Source organism: Kitasatospora cheerisanensis KCTC 2395, assembly GCF_000696185.1.
GTDB lineage: Bacteria > Actinomycetota > Actinomycetes > Streptomycetales > Streptomycetaceae > Kitasatospora > Kitasatospora cheerisanensis.
The window spans coordinates 6,774,468-6,788,882 of the sequence record NZ_KK853997.1 but is presented as its reverse complement, the minus strand read 5'-3'; the positions used below and the strand labels follow the sequence as shown (position 1 = coordinate 6,788,882).

At 74.7% G+C, this 14,415-nt stretch carries 14 protein-coding genes; 8 read left to right on the top strand and 6 right to left on the bottom strand.

Annotated features, from left to right (window positions below):
- Positions 1-44 precede the first annotated feature (44 nt).
- Positions 45-371 (top strand): MoaF-related domain-containing protein, encoded by a 327-nt coding sequence (locus tag KCH_RS30510; RefSeq protein WP_035868288.1) that lies wholly within the window; start codon positions 45-47, stop codon positions 369-371.
- A gap of 17 nt (positions 372-388) precedes the next feature.
- Here KCH_RS30510 and KCH_RS30505 read toward each other — a convergent pair whose 3' ends face one another.
- Entirely contained in the window at positions 389-1,576 is a 1,188-nt protein-coding gene (locus tag KCH_RS30505) for an alpha/beta hydrolase (protein WP_035868284.1), read from the bottom strand.
- A 249-nt stretch (positions 1,577-1,825) separates the two neighbouring features.
- On the bottom strand, positions 1,826-2,590 hold the full coding sequence (locus KCH_RS30500; protein WP_035868281.1) for an SDR family NAD(P)-dependent oxidoreductase: 765 nt from the start codon (positions 2,588-2,590) through the stop codon (positions 1,826-1,828).
- A 196-nt stretch (positions 2,591-2,786) separates the two neighbouring features.
- Between KCH_RS30500 and KCH_RS30495 the strand changes: the two genes are divergently transcribed.
- Positions 2,787-3,413 (top strand): TetR/AcrR family transcriptional regulator, encoded by a 627-nt coding sequence (locus KCH_RS30495; RefSeq protein WP_035868279.1) that lies wholly within the window; start codon positions 2,787-2,789, stop codon positions 3,411-3,413.
- A 260-nt stretch (positions 3,414-3,673) separates the two neighbouring features.
- Here KCH_RS30495 and KCH_RS30490 read toward each other — a convergent pair whose 3' ends face one another.
- The 3 genes from KCH_RS30490 to KCH_RS38045 all read right to left on the bottom strand — a co-directional run bounded on the left by KCH_RS30490 (position 3,674) and on the right by KCH_RS38045 (position 6,748).
- The gene (locus KCH_RS30490; protein WP_035868277.1) at positions 3,674-3,949 is read right to left on the bottom strand and encodes an ATP-binding protein; all 276 of its coding nucleotides are present in this window, start codon (positions 3,947-3,949) and stop codon (positions 3,674-3,676) included.
- A 201-nt stretch (positions 3,950-4,150) separates the two neighbouring features.
- Positions 4,151-5,014, bottom strand: a complete 864-nt coding sequence (locus KCH_RS30485; RefSeq protein ID WP_035868273.1) for a universal stress protein — start codon at positions 5,012-5,014, stop codon at positions 4,151-4,153.
- Positions 5,015-5,500: 486 nt separating this feature from the next.
- Positions 5,501-6,748 carry an alpha/beta fold hydrolase gene (locus KCH_RS38045; RefSeq protein WP_084224007.1) on the bottom strand — a complete coding sequence of 416 codons (1,248 nt, stop codon included), beginning with the start codon at positions 6,746-6,748 and terminating at the stop codon, positions 5,501-5,503.
- Positions 6,749-7,005: 257 nt separating this feature from the next.
- Here KCH_RS38045 and KCH_RS30475 point away from each other — a divergent pair, with 257 nt between their 5' ends.
- Entirely contained in the window at positions 7,006-8,214 is a 1,209-nt protein-coding gene (locus tag KCH_RS30475) for an alpha/beta hydrolase family protein (protein WP_051653619.1), read from the top strand.
- Between the two features lie 132 nt (positions 8,215-8,346).
- Here KCH_RS30475 and KCH_RS38040 read toward each other — a convergent pair whose 3' ends face one another.
- Complete coding sequence (locus KCH_RS38040) at positions 8,347-8,697, bottom strand: hypothetical protein (RefSeq protein WP_051653618.1); 351 nt, start codon at positions 8,695-8,697, stop codon at positions 8,347-8,349.
- Positions 8,698-8,756: 59 nt separating this feature from the next.
- Between KCH_RS38040 and KCH_RS30465 the strand changes: the two genes are divergently transcribed.
- From KCH_RS30465 to dpgC, 5 genes are all read left to right on the top strand, one after another.
- Positions 8,757-9,218, top strand: a complete 462-nt coding sequence (locus KCH_RS30465; RefSeq protein ID WP_035868271.1) for a MarR family winged helix-turn-helix transcriptional regulator — start codon at positions 8,757-8,759, stop codon at positions 9,216-9,218.
- A gap of 721 nt (positions 9,219-9,939) precedes the next feature.
- A complete protein-coding gene (locus tag KCH_RS30460; protein WP_063750205.1) occupies positions 9,940-11,313 on the top strand; it encodes an aminotransferase-like domain-containing protein in 1,374 nt (457 codons plus the stop codon).
- Entirely contained in the window at positions 11,310-12,413 is a 1,104-nt protein-coding gene (gene dpgA / locus KCH_RS30455) for a 3,5-dihydroxyphenylacetyl-CoA synthase DpgA (protein ID WP_035868268.1), read from the top strand. Before KCH_RS30460 ends, dpgA begins: the two co-directional genes overlap by 4 nt.
- Positions 12,414-12,432: 19 nt before the next feature.
- Positions 12,433-13,116, top strand: a complete 684-nt coding sequence (dpgB, locus tag KCH_RS30450; RefSeq protein ID WP_035868265.1) for an enoyl-CoA-hydratase DpgB — start codon at positions 12,433-12,435, stop codon at positions 13,114-13,116.
- Entirely contained in the window at positions 13,113-14,414 is a 1,302-nt protein-coding gene (gene dpgC / locus KCH_RS30445) for a (3,5-dihydroxyphenyl)acetyl-CoA 1,2-dioxygenase DpgC (RefSeq protein ID WP_051653617.1), read from the top strand. Before dpgB ends, dpgC begins: the two co-directional genes overlap by 4 nt.
- Position 14,415: the final 1 nt, after the last annotated feature.

Genomic DNA, 14,415 nt, shown 5'->3' with positions numbered 1-14,415 from the left:
GCCGTACCCGCCCGCCGCACCGACCGCCGAAGGACCGCCTGCACATGACCGCCGCTCTGCCGGGTTTCGCCGGCCGCACCTACCTTTTCGAGGTCGACAACGGCGCGGCCTTCCGCAACTCCTACTCGGCGGACGGCACTCGGCTGCGCTGGGAGGGCCTCGGCGAGTCCGCCGGCCAGTACGAGGACGTCCCGCTGCACACCGCCGCGATCGCCCCGGGCATCTGGTTCATCTCCTGGACGGAGCGCAGCGGCATCACGGTCAGCCACGTCATGGACCTCAACTCCCTCACCGTCAAGGTCTTCTGGACCTGGGAGGGCGAGACCGGCCGGGTCGGCGAGCTGCACACCGGCACCCTCACCCCGGCCTGACCCCACCCCCGCCGCCGTCACGCCTTCAGGTGGGCCGAGAGGAACTGGAAGGCGGACGGCAGGAGCTTGATCCAGGTCTGGAAGTTGTGGCCGCCCTCGGGGACGGACGCGACTCCGGTGACCAGCGGCGGCTTCGCGGCGGCGGTGAAGGCGTCGGCCTCCTTGCGGAAGTCGCCGTCGCCCTTCTCCGCGCCGCTCAGCATGATCGCGGTCGCGGGCATCGGCAGGTGCTGCAGGCGCCACAGCAGGTCGGCCTCGTCGCGGCGCTGCTGGCTGCCCTTGAACAGGTCTCCGGTGGTGACGTCCTCGGCGGCCTTCAGGTAGCCGGAGATGGAGACGCCGCCCGCGAACACCTCGGGGTGCCGCATGGCGAGCTTCGCGGCGCAGTACCCGCCGGTCGAGTTGCCCATCACGGCCCACCCGGCGCGCCCGGTCGCGGTCCGGTAGGTGGCGCCGATCGCCCGCGGCACGTCCTTGGCGAAGTACGTCTCGGCCTGCGGCCCGCCGGGGACGTTCTCGCACTCCGGGTCGGCGGGCATCGCCGGCGAGGGCCGCATCAGCACGAGGACGGTGGGCTGCATCCGCCCGGCGCGCATCTCGTCCAGCGCGACGCCCGGGTAGTTGAAGCGGGTGATCAGCGCCTTCGCGTCGCCGGGGAAGCCGGTCATCGCGATCACCGCGGGGAACCTGCGCTGCTCGTTGCCGGGCTGGAAGTACTCCGGGGGCAGGTAGACGTACCCGTCGGTGCTCAGCCCGGTGCGCGCGCCGGGGATGCGCACGGAGCGGATCTCCCCGACCTTCTTCGCGTCGCGGCCCACCGTGGTGTCGACGGGCTCCTTGCCGAGTTCCTGCGCGGGCAGCAGCGGCAGGTTGCTCGGCTCGGGTTCGGCCGTGGCGCTCGGGCTGGGCGCGGCCGTCGCCCCGACCGGCGCGGCCGGGACGGCGGCGGCCTGCACGGAGACCGGGCCGTCCTTGCCGGTGCCCAGCAGGTCGTTCCAACTGCTGTAGAACGAGAAGTAGTTGTTGGCGACCAGGCCGATCACCGCGAGCAGCGTGACCTGGCTGCCGAGCAGCAGCCCGATCCGGCCGAGGACGGTCCGCCAGTGCCGCTTGGCGAGCGCGGGCCACCACCAGACGGTGGCGGCCATCACCGCCAGTGCGATCTCGCTCGTGAACAGCAGCAGCGTCGTGCTGGTCAGCCCCATGGCCGTGATCCCCGTGTCTTCCCCTCGCGGCGCGTCCACGAGCCGGTGGTGAACGGGCTCGGCGCGGCCGTGACGAACGTGCCGGCTAAGTATGCACGCTGCCGCGAGGACGCCGGCCACCCCCCGGACGGTTCCGGCCCGCCGCCCGCGCCCCCGGGGACGGGCGGGCACGGGCGGCGGATTGACGGGGCGTCGGGCGGGACACCGGAGGGACGGCTCGGGCGAGGGACCGCTCGGGCGAGGGACTGCTCAGGCGTGGGTGCCGCCGTCGATGCGGATCTCGGTGCCGGTGACGAACGCGCCGTCGTCCGAGGCGAGCATCGCGATCACGCCGGCCACCGTCTCGGGTCCGGCGAAGCCCTCGCCGATCGCGGGCTGGAGCTTGACGAACCAGGACATGTCGGCGTCCTCGGGCAGGCCCGGGTCGGCCGTCATGCCGGAGGCGATCGAGCCGGGCGCGACGCAGACGGCGCGCAGGCCCTGCTTGGCGTACTCGGCGGCGATCGCGTGGGTGAAGGACTGGATGCCGCCCTTGGTCGCCGCATAGGCCGCCATGTAGGGGTGCGCGAACGAGGCCGAGGTGGACGAGAAGTTGACCACCACGCCGCGGCCGGTGGCGAGCAGCGCGGGCAGCGCCTCGCGGGTGACCAGGAAGGTGCCGGTGAGGTTGACCGCCAGCATCCGGTTCCAGAACTCCAGCGTGGTCTGCGCGGTGTGCGTCGAGCGCAGGATGCCCGCGGCGTTCACCACCGCGTCCAGGCCGCCGAGTTCGGCGATCGCACCGCCGACGCCGGCCTTGACGGACGCCTCGTCGGAGATGTCGACGAGCCTGGTGATCAGGCGGTCGGCGGTGCCGGCGGCCTCGGCCAGCTCACGGGTGGCGGCCAGCCCGGCCTCGACCACGTCGGCGGCGACCACGGTGCCGCCCTCGGCCAGGATCCGGTGGACGGTGGCCCGGCCGATGCCGGAGCCGGCGCCGGTGATCAGGACGCGGCGGCCTTCGAAGCGGTTCACGGTGTCTCCCTGTGGTGCGGCGGGGCCTGCCGGGTCGGCCAGACCCCTCGAACTGCACGGTACGTCAACATGGCACGTTATGCCACACCCGCATGCCGTGACGCACGGGCGGCTACGCTGGGCACGGGCCCACCCGCCCGCCTTCCATCCGCACCTGCCCGCCGGCACCGGCCGGCCCGCACCGGGGGACACACCCATGGCCGCACCCGACCGCCCCGCGCCCACCCTCACCGAGCGCCGCAAGGCCGCCACCCAGCAGGAGATCGCGCTCACCGCCGCCCGCCTGTTCGCCGAACGCGGCGCCGACGGCACCACCGCCGAGGACATCGCCCGCGCCGCCGGCGTCTCGCTGCGCACCTTCTACCGGTACTTCCGCACCAAGGAGGACGCCGTCGCCCCGCTGCTCGCCGACGGCTCCCGCCAGTGGATCGAGCTGCTCGCCGCCACCGCCCCCGGCACCCCGCTGCTCGCCGCCCTGCTCGACTCCGCCCGCGCCTCGCTCACCCCCGCGCCCGGCCGCCCCGCCGAGAACCTCGCCTGGACCCGCGGCCTGCTCCGCGCCATGCCCGAGGACCCGGCGCTGCGCGACGTCTGGCACCGCATCCACCACGACGCCGAGGCCGCGCTGCGCCCCGTCCTCGCCACCCTCGCCGAGCTGCCGCCGGACAGCCTGGACGCCCGCCTGCTGGCCGCCGCCGCCAACACCGCCATGCGGGTCGCCGTCGAGGCCTGGGCCGCCGAGGACACCGGCCCGACCGGGGCCGCCGACCTCGCCGAGACCGCGTTCCGCCGCCTCACGGGTCCGCTCACCGACCCGAGCTGACGGCACGTCACCTCCCCTCCCCGGCCGCGGTCGGATCGTCCGACGTACGACCAGCCGACGTATTGCGCCGATCGGATGGAGCCCGGCCGCCCGGCCTTGCCGCACCGCCGCCCGCACCCGGATCGTTGCCGGACGAACCGGCAGTCCCGCTCCCTCCGACGGTTGCCGGGGCGTGCACCGCGCGGGCCCGTCATGTGGCGACGGGCCCGCGCGGGCGGCGGCCACCCGGACGGTCGGGCCGGCGGCTACGCGGACCACGGCTACCCGGACGGCGACTCGGACAGCGGCAGCCGGACCCGGAAGGTGCAGCCCTCGCCGGGCGCGGTGTCCGGCGTGCGGCGGCCGCCGTGCGCGGTGACCAGGGCGCGGGCGATGGCGAGGCCCGGGCCGGAAGCCGCCGGTGCTGCGGCTGCGGGAGCCGTCGGTCCGGTGTAAGCGGTCGAAGACCGGCTCGCGTTCGGCCGGGTTGGGGCCGGGCCGATGCACCAGCCGCAGATCCCCGGCGGCGCCGGGGCGGGCGTGACGGCGATCAGCACCGCGAGGACGACCGCGCCGGCCGCCGGCTGCCGCCAGGCCCGTCTGCGTCAGCAGCGGGATCTCCGGCAGGATTCACAGAAGGCTCTTCAGGTCGAGCCTCTCCGGGCCACCCGCCCGCCGTGACCCCCGTCCGCCCGGCCCCGCGCGGTGGCCGGGTACCGGGCGGACGCCCCCTCAACTCCCCTGTTCCGTTGGCTCGTTCACACCGGGACGACGGCCACCGGGCACTGCGCGTGGTGCAGCACGGCATGCACGGGGGTGGACAGCCGGAGGCCGAAGCGCGGGGCCGGCTGGTGACGGGACATCACCACCAGGGCCGCCGTCCGGGACTCCTCGACCACGCTCGCGGCGGTGCCGCCGGTGAGCTGCTGGGTCTCGAACTCGACTCCGGGGTAGTCGTCCCGCACCGGTTCGCAGGTGCGCAGCAGCAGCTGCTCGTGCAGCTTGGCCTCCTCGCCGAGCTCGTCGACCATCGGCGCCATCCGCCCGACGTCCGCCACCACCGGCGACCAGGTGTGCAGCGCGCGCATCGGCAGGCCCCGCCGGGCGGCGATCTCGCAGCCGAAGCGCAGCGTGGCGGCGTCCCGCTCGTCGTGGACGGCGACCAGCACCGGCCCGTCGGGGTGCTCGGTGCCGCGGACCACCACCACCGGACAGGCGGCGTGCGCGGCGACCCGCAGGCTCACCGAGCCGAGCAGCAGCGACGCGAACCCGCCGTGGCCCCGGGTGCCGAGCACCGCGAGCGAGGCGTGCTCGGCCGCCGTGAGCACGGCCTCGGCGGCGTCCCTGGGCACGACGTCCCCGGTGATCCGCAGGCTCGGATGAGCCGCCTGCAGGCCGGACTTGACCGCTTCCAGCAGTTCCTCGGCCTCGCGCAGGATCAGATCGGTGACGGTCGCCCCCGTCCGGGGCGAGAGCGTCACGGTGCCGGTGTTGACCGCGTGCACCAGGTGCAGGCTGTCCCCGCGCCGCTCGGCTTCGCCGGCCGCCCACTCCGCCGCCTCCGCGGCGGGCGCCGAGCCGTCGACCCCGACGATCACACCGCTGGCTGCCCTGATCTCCATGGCACACTCCTCGGAGCCCGGTTGCTCCTTCCAGCATGCGCCGCCCCGCGCCACCCGAACAAACAGGGACAACCCGGGCATCCGGAAAGCGGTTTCCGCACCCCGACCGTCAACACCGCGCACCCGGCCCGCACGCGAGAGCCCCGGTGGCGGCTCCGGCGCCCGCGGTCGGTTCGTCGAGCCGGGCGCAGGACTCCGGCAGGTCCGCGGGGCGACCGCCGCGGCCGGGAGCGGGTGGCGCAGGCGCAGGCCTCCGGGGCGAACGGGTGCGGCGAACCGGGCCGAGGCGCCGCACCGCGTGCCGCGCGCTCGCGCTGCCATGCTCGACACCTGGAACGCCGTCCACCGGGCAAGCAGCACAGGACCGGGCCGGCGCCCGACGACCGGCCGCCGCCCGGTACCTCCGTCGCGCGGAGGAGCATGCGATGCCCCTGCCCGTGCCCGTGCCGTCCCGCCCGTCGCGGAAAGCGTTTTCCCGCACCCAGCTCAGGGCTTCGCCGGATCCTCCGTGCCGGTGTACGGCGTCCCGGGCAGCGGGGTGCCGGTCAGGAAGGCGAGGACGGCGGCGCGGTACTCGGCGGGCCGGTCCACCGCGATGGCGTGGCCCGCGCCCGGGACGTACAGCAGCTGCGCCCCCGGCAGGGTGTCGCGGTACTCGCGGGTCACCTCCCAGTGCTTGTAGTCGCACTCCCCGCGCAGCACCAGCGCCGGGACGTGCACGGCGCGCAGCGCGGGCCGCGGGTCGGGGCGGTGGCGCAGGTCCTCGGCGATCAGCTGGTTCGCGTAGGCGCCGGGCGTCTTGACGGGCAGTTCGGCGGCGGCACCGGGGCGGCAGGTCGCGGCGGAGCCGGAGACGGCCAGCAACTGCTCCATCAGCGCGTCGGCCTGATCGTCCGGCAGCAGGGCGTGGGCCTGCGCCGGGTCGATGCCCATCAGCAGCGACCAGAGCGGGACGCGCAGTCCGTTGCCGCCGAGGGCGTCGACCCGGGCGCGCTGCTCGGGGGTGAGCCGGTCCCAGAGCTGCCCGGCCTGTTCGTCGGTGTACTCGGGGGTCCAGAGCGCGCCGGGCGAGGTGAACACCACCCGTGCGACGTGCTCCGGGTGCGCGGCCAGGTACTCGGCGGCGAGAGTGCCGCCCCAGGACGCGCCGATCAGCACCATCCTCGGCGCCCCGAGCCGTTCCCGGATCGCCTCCAGGTCGTCCACCTGCCGCTGCACCGTGTAGCCGGACAGGTCGGCCGGCCGCGGCGAGTCCCCCGAACCCAACTGGTCGTAGCTGTACACCTGGTAGCCCGCACGGCTCAGTGCCTCGTCCAGCCCGTCCGCCGCCTCCCCGGGCGTCCCCGGCCCACCGTGAAGCCGCAGCACCGGCTCTGGACGGGCCGGCCCCTGAGCCGGCGTCAGGCGGTACGCGAGCCGGGAACCGGTCGGCAACTCCCAATAGGCGTCCGCCCTTCCGGGAACGGCCCGCTCCCCCGGCCACAGCACCGCCGCCCCGTACCCGACCGCCACCACCCCGCACACCACCGCCGGCAGCCACCCCGGCCACCCGGCCACCCGCCGCGCACCCCAGACCGGCAGCCCGCACCCGACGGCCACCCCGCACACCGCCCCGGCCGTCATCACCCCCAGCACGGGCCACACCGCCCCCGCCAGCACCATCCCCACCGCGGCCCCGACCACCCCGCCGAGCACCCCGACCACCAGCAACCCACCCGCGAGCAATGTCTTCATGCCGCCCACCCTCGCCCCGCGCGACGCCGCGGCGCGTCCCCGCCGAAGCTCGGACCGGTCCCCCTGCGGGTGGACAACGCCTCACCCCGGCAGTGGAGTTGACCCCGGCGGCCGCTGCCCGGCCGAACCCGCGCCGGCGCAGGCGAACCGCAGCGCGAGCTCGGGTCGCCGGGGAGCCCGGGGTGTACCCAGCACCACCGTGAAGAGTGAAGCCTGCATGATCGAGCGGCGGCGCGGAGCCGGACAGGATCGTGCCCATGAGCACTCCGTCGAACCTCAAGCGCCGTATCGGCGCCGTCGCGCTCCTGGGTCTCGCCGCATCGGTGGCCGAGACCGGCACCGGATTCGCCGCCACGACCCCGCCGTCCACCGTGCACGCGGCCGCCGCCACGGCCGCGGCCACGCCCGCCGCCACGCCCGCGCGGTCCTTCCACGGCGAGCTCCCCGAGCCGACCGGCCGCTACGCCGCCGGCGAGGAGGTCATCCACCTCACCGACACCAGCCGTCCCGACCCGTGGGTGCCGTCGTCCGGCCCCCGCCGACTGACCGTCACCATGGTCTACCCGGCCGTCCCCGGGACGGGGACCCCGGCCCCGTACATGACCCTCGCCGAGGCAGCCGGAGTCGTCCAGCGCCGGAATCTGCCGCCGAGCTCCGGCATCACCCCGGAGAGCCTGGCCGGCGTCACCACCCAGGCCTTCGACGGCGCGCGGCCGCAACCCGGCAAGTACCCGCTGGTGCTCCTCTCACCCGCGTCCGAGAACCCGCGCATGACGCTCACCTCGCTCGCAACCGACCTGGCCAGCCACGGCTACGTGGTCGCGCTCATCGGCCACACCTACGAGGACAGCGGCGAGACGCTGGCGAACGGCCAGACGCCGCCGTGCGCGATCTGCGACCACCCGGAGACGCTCGACTACGGCGCCGTCGCCGCCAGCCGGGCGCGGGACGAGTCCTTCGTGATCGACGAGTTGACGCACGGCAACACCGCGTGGCACCTGGCCCACCTCGTCAACAGGCACCGGATCGGCACGGCCGGACACTCCCTCGGCGGAGCGGCCGTGGCCGACACGATGGTCGCCGACCCGCGCGTCCGGGCCGGGGTGAACATCGACGGCACCTTCCACCCGGTCCCGAAGCCCGGCCAGATCGACCGGCCGTTCCTCATGCTGGGCCACACGCCCGGCGGCTCCGACCACTACACCGACTGGGAGGAGGCCTGGACCGCCCTCGGCGGCTTCAAGAAGTGGCTGACGGTCACCGGCTCCGACCACTTCAGCTTCTCCGACGGAGACCTGCTCCAGGGACAGGCCGGGTTCCCGACGCCGCCGCTCGACCCCGAGCGTGGAATCGCGATCACGCGTGAGTACGTGAGGGCGTTCTTCGACCAGAGCCTGAAGGGGATCCACAGCCCGCTGCTGGACGGCCCCTCGCCGAACAACCCCGAAGTGCTCTTCCGGCACTAGCCGCATCGGGCCGCCTCCGGTCCGCCGCCCGCCAACCTGCTATGCCGACAGCCGAGTTGATCGGCGGTCAACGGTCGGCGGCAGAGCGGGGCTCCGGACGCGCGGCGGGCCGGTTCTGCGGGCGGTCCCCGCTCAGCGGGTCAGCCAGCAGGCCGTGGCGAGGTGGAGGGCGGCGGCCGCGCCGGCGCCGATCGCCATGCCGGGGTTCCGTTCGCGGATCCCGATCGCGGAGTCGCCCACCTGCGCCAGTCCGGCCACGACCACCAGGGGCCAGGCCGCGTCTCGCGGGCCGGCGGCGAGGACCAGCGCGGTGGCGATGCCGAGCGGGAGGGCGCGGGCGGCGTAGGCCCGGGCGTACAGGTGGGTTCCGGCGGTGACGGGCTGGTCCGCGGCGAGCACCAGCCCGGGTCGGACCGCTCCGGCCACCCCGAATCCGGCGCCGAGCAGTGCCGCCACCGCGTTGGCCACCAGCAGTGCAGTCATTCCATCTCCACCTGAATCATTCGAGCTGTGAACGATACGCGGACGCTACCATTCGGCTCGTGAGCGATGTCAAGGGAGCAGAAGTCAAGGGCGCGGCGGCGCTCCGCGCGACGGTGGCCTTCAACCTGGGCACCCTCGGCGCCCTCGCCGCCGACCGCTTCGCGGCGCGGGTCGAGGCGCTCGGCCTCAAGCCGAAGCACGCGGGGCTGCTGGCCGCGCTGGATGCCGGATCGGCGGCGTCCCAGCAGGAGTTGGCGTCCCGGCTGGGCGTCGCGCCGAGCCTGATCGTGGCGCTCGCGGACCAGTTGCAGGAGCTCGGCGCGGTCGAGCGCCTGCGCGACCCGGAGGACCGCCGTCGCCAGGTCCTGACCCTCACCGCGGAGGGCCGCAGCCTGCTCGCCCGCTGCGCCGACGCCGCCGAGACGGTGGACGCGGACCTCACCGCCGGCCTCACCGCCGCCCAGCGCACCGCCCTCGCCCGCCACCTGCGCACCCTGGGCGAGCACCACCTCCCGCACTGACCGCCCCGCCACCCCCACGGCCCGGTCGCACCAGCCCGGCCGAACCAGCCCGCCCACACAGTCCGCCCACGCACGATGCTTGCGGTGCCCGCGCACCGGCCCTCACGGCCAGGCTTGACACGCCCGTGGCTTCGGGCGCGTACTGGAGGAAGGACGAAAAGCAGGCAGGCCCAGTGCCGCACGTATCCCGTGGATGTCCGCCGTAGGCGCGAAGTGCGGTGAGGGGCCGTATCAGGGTGCTCGTACACCGTGCGCCACGTCCTGCCCGGCCCCGTCGACGGCCGTCTCGCGTGCAATCGCCACGCCCGCAGGGGCTCGGAGCCGGTGGTGCGTGTGCGGTGTCAGCGTCACAGACCGGGGCCCGCGGGCCGGGCCCCAGGGGACCGCGATGAAGTCGAAGTCGAACATGGCCGATGTCCGAGCATCGGAGGCGTCGGAGGACGGTCCGGGCGAAACGCCGGCGGGCCGACGGGCGCCGTGTTCCCGGCCGGAAGTGCCTCCGCCCGGCCGGGCGTTCGGGACGTCTTCTCCGGCCCGGGGCTTCGAAACCTCCCCGCCCGCCGCGACCTCCCCGCCCGCCGCGACCTCCCCGCCCGCCGCGGCGTTCGGCGAGCCGGCCGCCGCGCTCCCGTCGCCTGCCGCGCGTCCTTCCTCCGAGCCGGAGCATCCGCCGTGCGGCGAGGTGCCGGAACCCCGGTGTGGGCGCGGAAAGGTGGGCACGATGGTGCTCGATTCGACGACCCTGCATTCGAGCATCGAGGACCCGGTCCTCGACCGGATGAACTTCCTGAACGAGATCACGTTCGCCTTCCCGGATGCGGTGTCGTTCGCGCCGGGGCGCCCGTACGACGGCTTCTTCGAGGTCGAGGAGGTGCACGGCTACCTGCGCCGGTACGCGGCGTACCTGGGGAGCCGGGGCGCGGGGCCGGCCGAGGTGCGCAGCAGCTTCTACCAGTACGGGCCGGCGGCGGGGCAGATCCGCGAGCTGATCGCGCATTCGCTGCGCCAGGACGAGGAGTTGGAGGTCGCGCCGGAGTCGATCGTGGTGACGGTCGGCGCGCAGGAGGCGATGTTCCTGGTGCTGCGGACGCTGTTCGCGACGCCGCGGGACGTGCTGCTGCTGGTGACTCCCTGCTATGTGGGCATCATCGGCGCGGCCCGGCTGCTGGACATTCCGGTGGTCGCGGTGCCGGAGCGTGACGGGCGGCTGGTGGTGGCGGACCTGGACGCGGCGGTGCGGGCGGAGCGGGCGGCGGGCCGCCGTCCGAGGGCGGTGTACGTGGTGCCGGACCACGCGAATCCGACCGGGTCGACGCTGGATCTGGAGACCCGGACCGCGCTGCTGGAGCTGGCCGGGCGGCAGGGGCTGCTGGTGCTGGAGGACAGTCCGTACCGGTTCGCCGGCCCGGGGCCGCGGCCGCCGATGCTGAAGGCGCTGGACCGGGCGGGGTGCGTGGTTCAACTGGGCACCTACTCCAAGACCTTGTTCCCGGGCGCCCGGGTCGGCTACCTGGTGGCGGACCAGCAGGTGCGGGACGGGAACGGCGGGGTCCGGCTGCTGGCGCAGGACGTGGCGAAGGTCAAGAGCATGGTCACGGTGAACACCTCGACGCTCAGTCAGGCCGCGGCTGCGGGGGCCCTGTTGAGCGCGGACGGGCGGCTGTCCGAGCTGAGCGCGCGGGCGGCGGAGCACTACCGCCGCAGCATGGCCGAGACGCTGGCGCAGCTGGACCGGCGGCTGCCGGAGTCGCGCCGCCGCGCGCTGGGGGTGGACTGGAACCGTCCGGACGGCGGGTTCTTCCTGACCCTGCGGACCGGTTTCCGCACCGGGGTCGCGGCCCTGGAGCGCTCGGCCCGGGAGTTCGGGGTGATCTGGACGCCGATGGAGTTCTTCCACCCGCACGGCGGCGGCGAGCAGGACATCCGGCTGTCCATCAGTTACCTGACGCCACGTCAGATAGTGGACGGCACCGAGCGCTTGGCCCGCTTCGTCGAGGCCATGGGCCCGGCGTCGCACGACGCAGGACGCAGGACAGAAAGCGACGCAGCACGCGACGCAGGAACGGGAAGCGGAACGGAGCGTGACCCGTCATGACCGCGGGTCCGGAGACGCCGGTGGGCCTGACGGCCCCGCACATTCTGGGCGTGGGCACCGCGGTGCCGCCCGAGCACTATTCCCAGGAGGAGTTGCTGGACCTGTTCGAGATCACCGACCGGCGGGTGCGTTCGGTGTTCCTGATGGGTTCGATCCGGCAGCGTTCGCTGGTGCTGCCGCCGGCGGGGCCGGACGGCACCCGGGTCCGGGAGAGTCAGGGCGACCTGCTCGACAAGCACAAGGCGTGGGCGGTGAGCCTGGGTTCGGAGGCGCTGACGCAGTGCCTGAAGCGGACCGGGATCGACCTGTCCGAGGTGGCGTACCTGTGCTGCGTGACGTCGACGGGGTTCCTCACTCCGGGCCTGAGCGCGCTGCTGATCCGCGAGCTCGGCATGGACTGGCACGTCGGGCGGTCCGACATCGTCGGCATGGGCTGCAACGCCGGGCTCAACGGCCTCGGCGTGGTGCGCAATTGGGCGGCGGCCAACCCGGGCCGGCCGGCCGTGATGGTGTGCGCGGAGGCGTGTTCGGCGGCGTACGCGATGGACGCGACGATGCGGACGGCCGTGGTCAACAGCCTGTTCGGGGACGGCGCCGCGGCGGTCGCGGTGATGGCCGACCCGGTCGGCGGGGACGGCGTGCCGGGCGCGGGCCCGGACGGTCCGCGGATCCTGCGGACGGAGGGCGTGACCATCGTCGACGCGATCGACGCGATGCGCTACGACTGGGACCGCGACCAGGGCTGCTTCAGCTTCTTCCTGGACCCGCAGGTCCCGTACCTGGTCGGCGCGAACGTGGAGGGCGTGGTGGACCGGCTGCTGGCCGGCACCTCGCTGCACCGCGACGACATCGAGCACTGGCTGGTGCACTCCGGCGGCAAGAAGGTCATCGACTCGATCGCCGTCAACCTCGGGCTGACCCGGCACGACCTCCGGCACACCATCACGGTGCTGCGCGACTACGGCAACGTCTCCAGCGGCTCCTTCCTCTTCTCCTACGACCGGCTGCTGCAGGAGGGCGTGGCCCGGGCCGGCGACTACGGAGTGCTCATGACCATGGGGCCGGGTTCGACCATCGAGACCGCGCTCATCCAGTGGTGACCCAGCAAGGGAGAACGCCATGCCAGTCAACGCTCTCGTCGGGGGTCCGGTGCTGCGGGTGGACGGCAGCCGGGAGATCTCGGCCGAGCTGACCCATGCCGTCGCCGACCTGTGCGACGAGGCGGAGTCGACCGGGGCCGACTTCGCGGCGCTGTACGTCTCCGGCGCCCCGCCCGGCGACCCGGGCGACGCGGTGGAGAAGCGGCCGGACGTCGCCGCCGTCACCAAGTGGGAGCGGACGGTGCGCCGCTTCGAGCGGCTGCGGCTGCCCACCCTGGCGGCGGCCAGCGGCGAGTGCGGCGGCGTCGCGCTGGACCTGCTGCTCACCGCGGACGTCCGGGTGGCGGCGCCGGACGTGCGGCTGCGGCTGGCGTTCCAGGAGCACGGCACCTGGCCGGGCATGGCCGCGTTCCGGCTGGTCCAGCAGCTGGGGCTGGCCCCGGCCCGCCGGATGGTGCTGTTCGGGCGGCCGCTGACCGCCCGGGAGGCGCTGGAGCGCGGACTGGTCGACCAGCTGAGCACCGACCCCCGCCGGACCCTGGTGGCCGCGGCCCGGCTGCTGCGCCGGATGTCCGGCCCGGAACTCGCGATCCGCCGCCAACTCGCCTTCGACGCCCAGTGGATGAGCTTCGAGGACGCCCTCGGCCCGCACCTGGCCGCCTGCGACCGGGCGCTGCGGGCGGCGAACGGGGTGACGACATGAGCACCTCGCACGCACGGGCGGCCGACACCGTCGAGCTGCCGCACCCGGACCCGCTGGACCGGGCGGTCCGGCTGCTGGCGCCGCTGCCCGACCCCGGCCCGTACTCGGGTGAGGAACGCCCCCTGGTCGAACAGGCGCTGGAGCGGGCCCGGGCGCAGCGCACCGCCCTCCTGGACGTCCACGCCGGGGCGCTGTACGACCGGCTGACCGGCGGCCGGACCCGCCGGCCGCGGCTGGACGCCCTGGTGGCGGCCGCCGACGCGGCCGCGCCCGGCCTGGTGCCCTCGCCCGCGCAGCTGCGGGCGGAGCGGGCCACGCCGGTGGCCGAACGGCTGGGCTACGACGTCGACCTGGGCGTGTTCCTGCGCGGCCTGCTGCGCTGCCCGCCCGCGGGCGACCACCTGCTGGACTCGATGCTGCGGCCCACCGACCGGGCGCTCGGCCTGCTGGACGGGTTCCGGGCCACCGGGGCGGTCCGGCTGGAGACCACGCTGCTGGAGCGGCACGCGGGCGTCGCCCGGATCACCATGTGCGCGCCGGACCGGCTGAACGCGGAGGACGAGCAGCAGGTCGACGACATGGAGACCGCCGTGGACCTGGCGCTGCTCGACGAGCAGTGCGAGATCGGTCTGATCCGCGGCGGCGAGATGACGCACCCGCGCTACGCGGGTCGGCGGGTGTTCAGCGCCGGGATCAACCTCAAGCGGCTGCACGCGGGCGAGATCTCGCTGGTCGGTTTCCTGCTGCGCCGCGAGCTGGGCTACCTGCGGAAGCTGCTGCTGGGGCTGCGCACGGACGAGCCGTCGTGGCGGTACCCGCTGACGGACATGCCGTGGGTGGCGGCGGTGGACGGCTTCGCGATCGGCGGCGGCATGCAGCTGCTGCTGGCGGTGGACCACGTCCTCGCGGCGTCCGACGCGTACCTGAGCCTGCCGGCCGCGCAGGAGGGGATCGTCCCGGGCGCGGCGGACTTCCGGCTGCCGCCGGTGACCGGCCCGCGGCTGGCCCGGCAGATCATCCTCGGCGGCCGGCGGGTGCACGCGGCCGACCCGGAGGCCCGGACGCTGGTCGACGAGGTGGTCGACCCGGCGGGCCTGGACGAGGCCGTCGAACTGGCCCTGGTGCGGCTCCGCGACCCGGCCGTCACCGCCAACCGCCGGATGGTGAACCTGGCGCTGGAGCCGGCCGACGGCTTCCGCGCGTACATGGCGGAGTTCGCCGTCCAGCAGGCGCTGCGCATCCACGCGGCGGACGTCCTCGGCAAGGCGGGCCGGTTCGCGGCCCGGCCGCCCGGGTGAC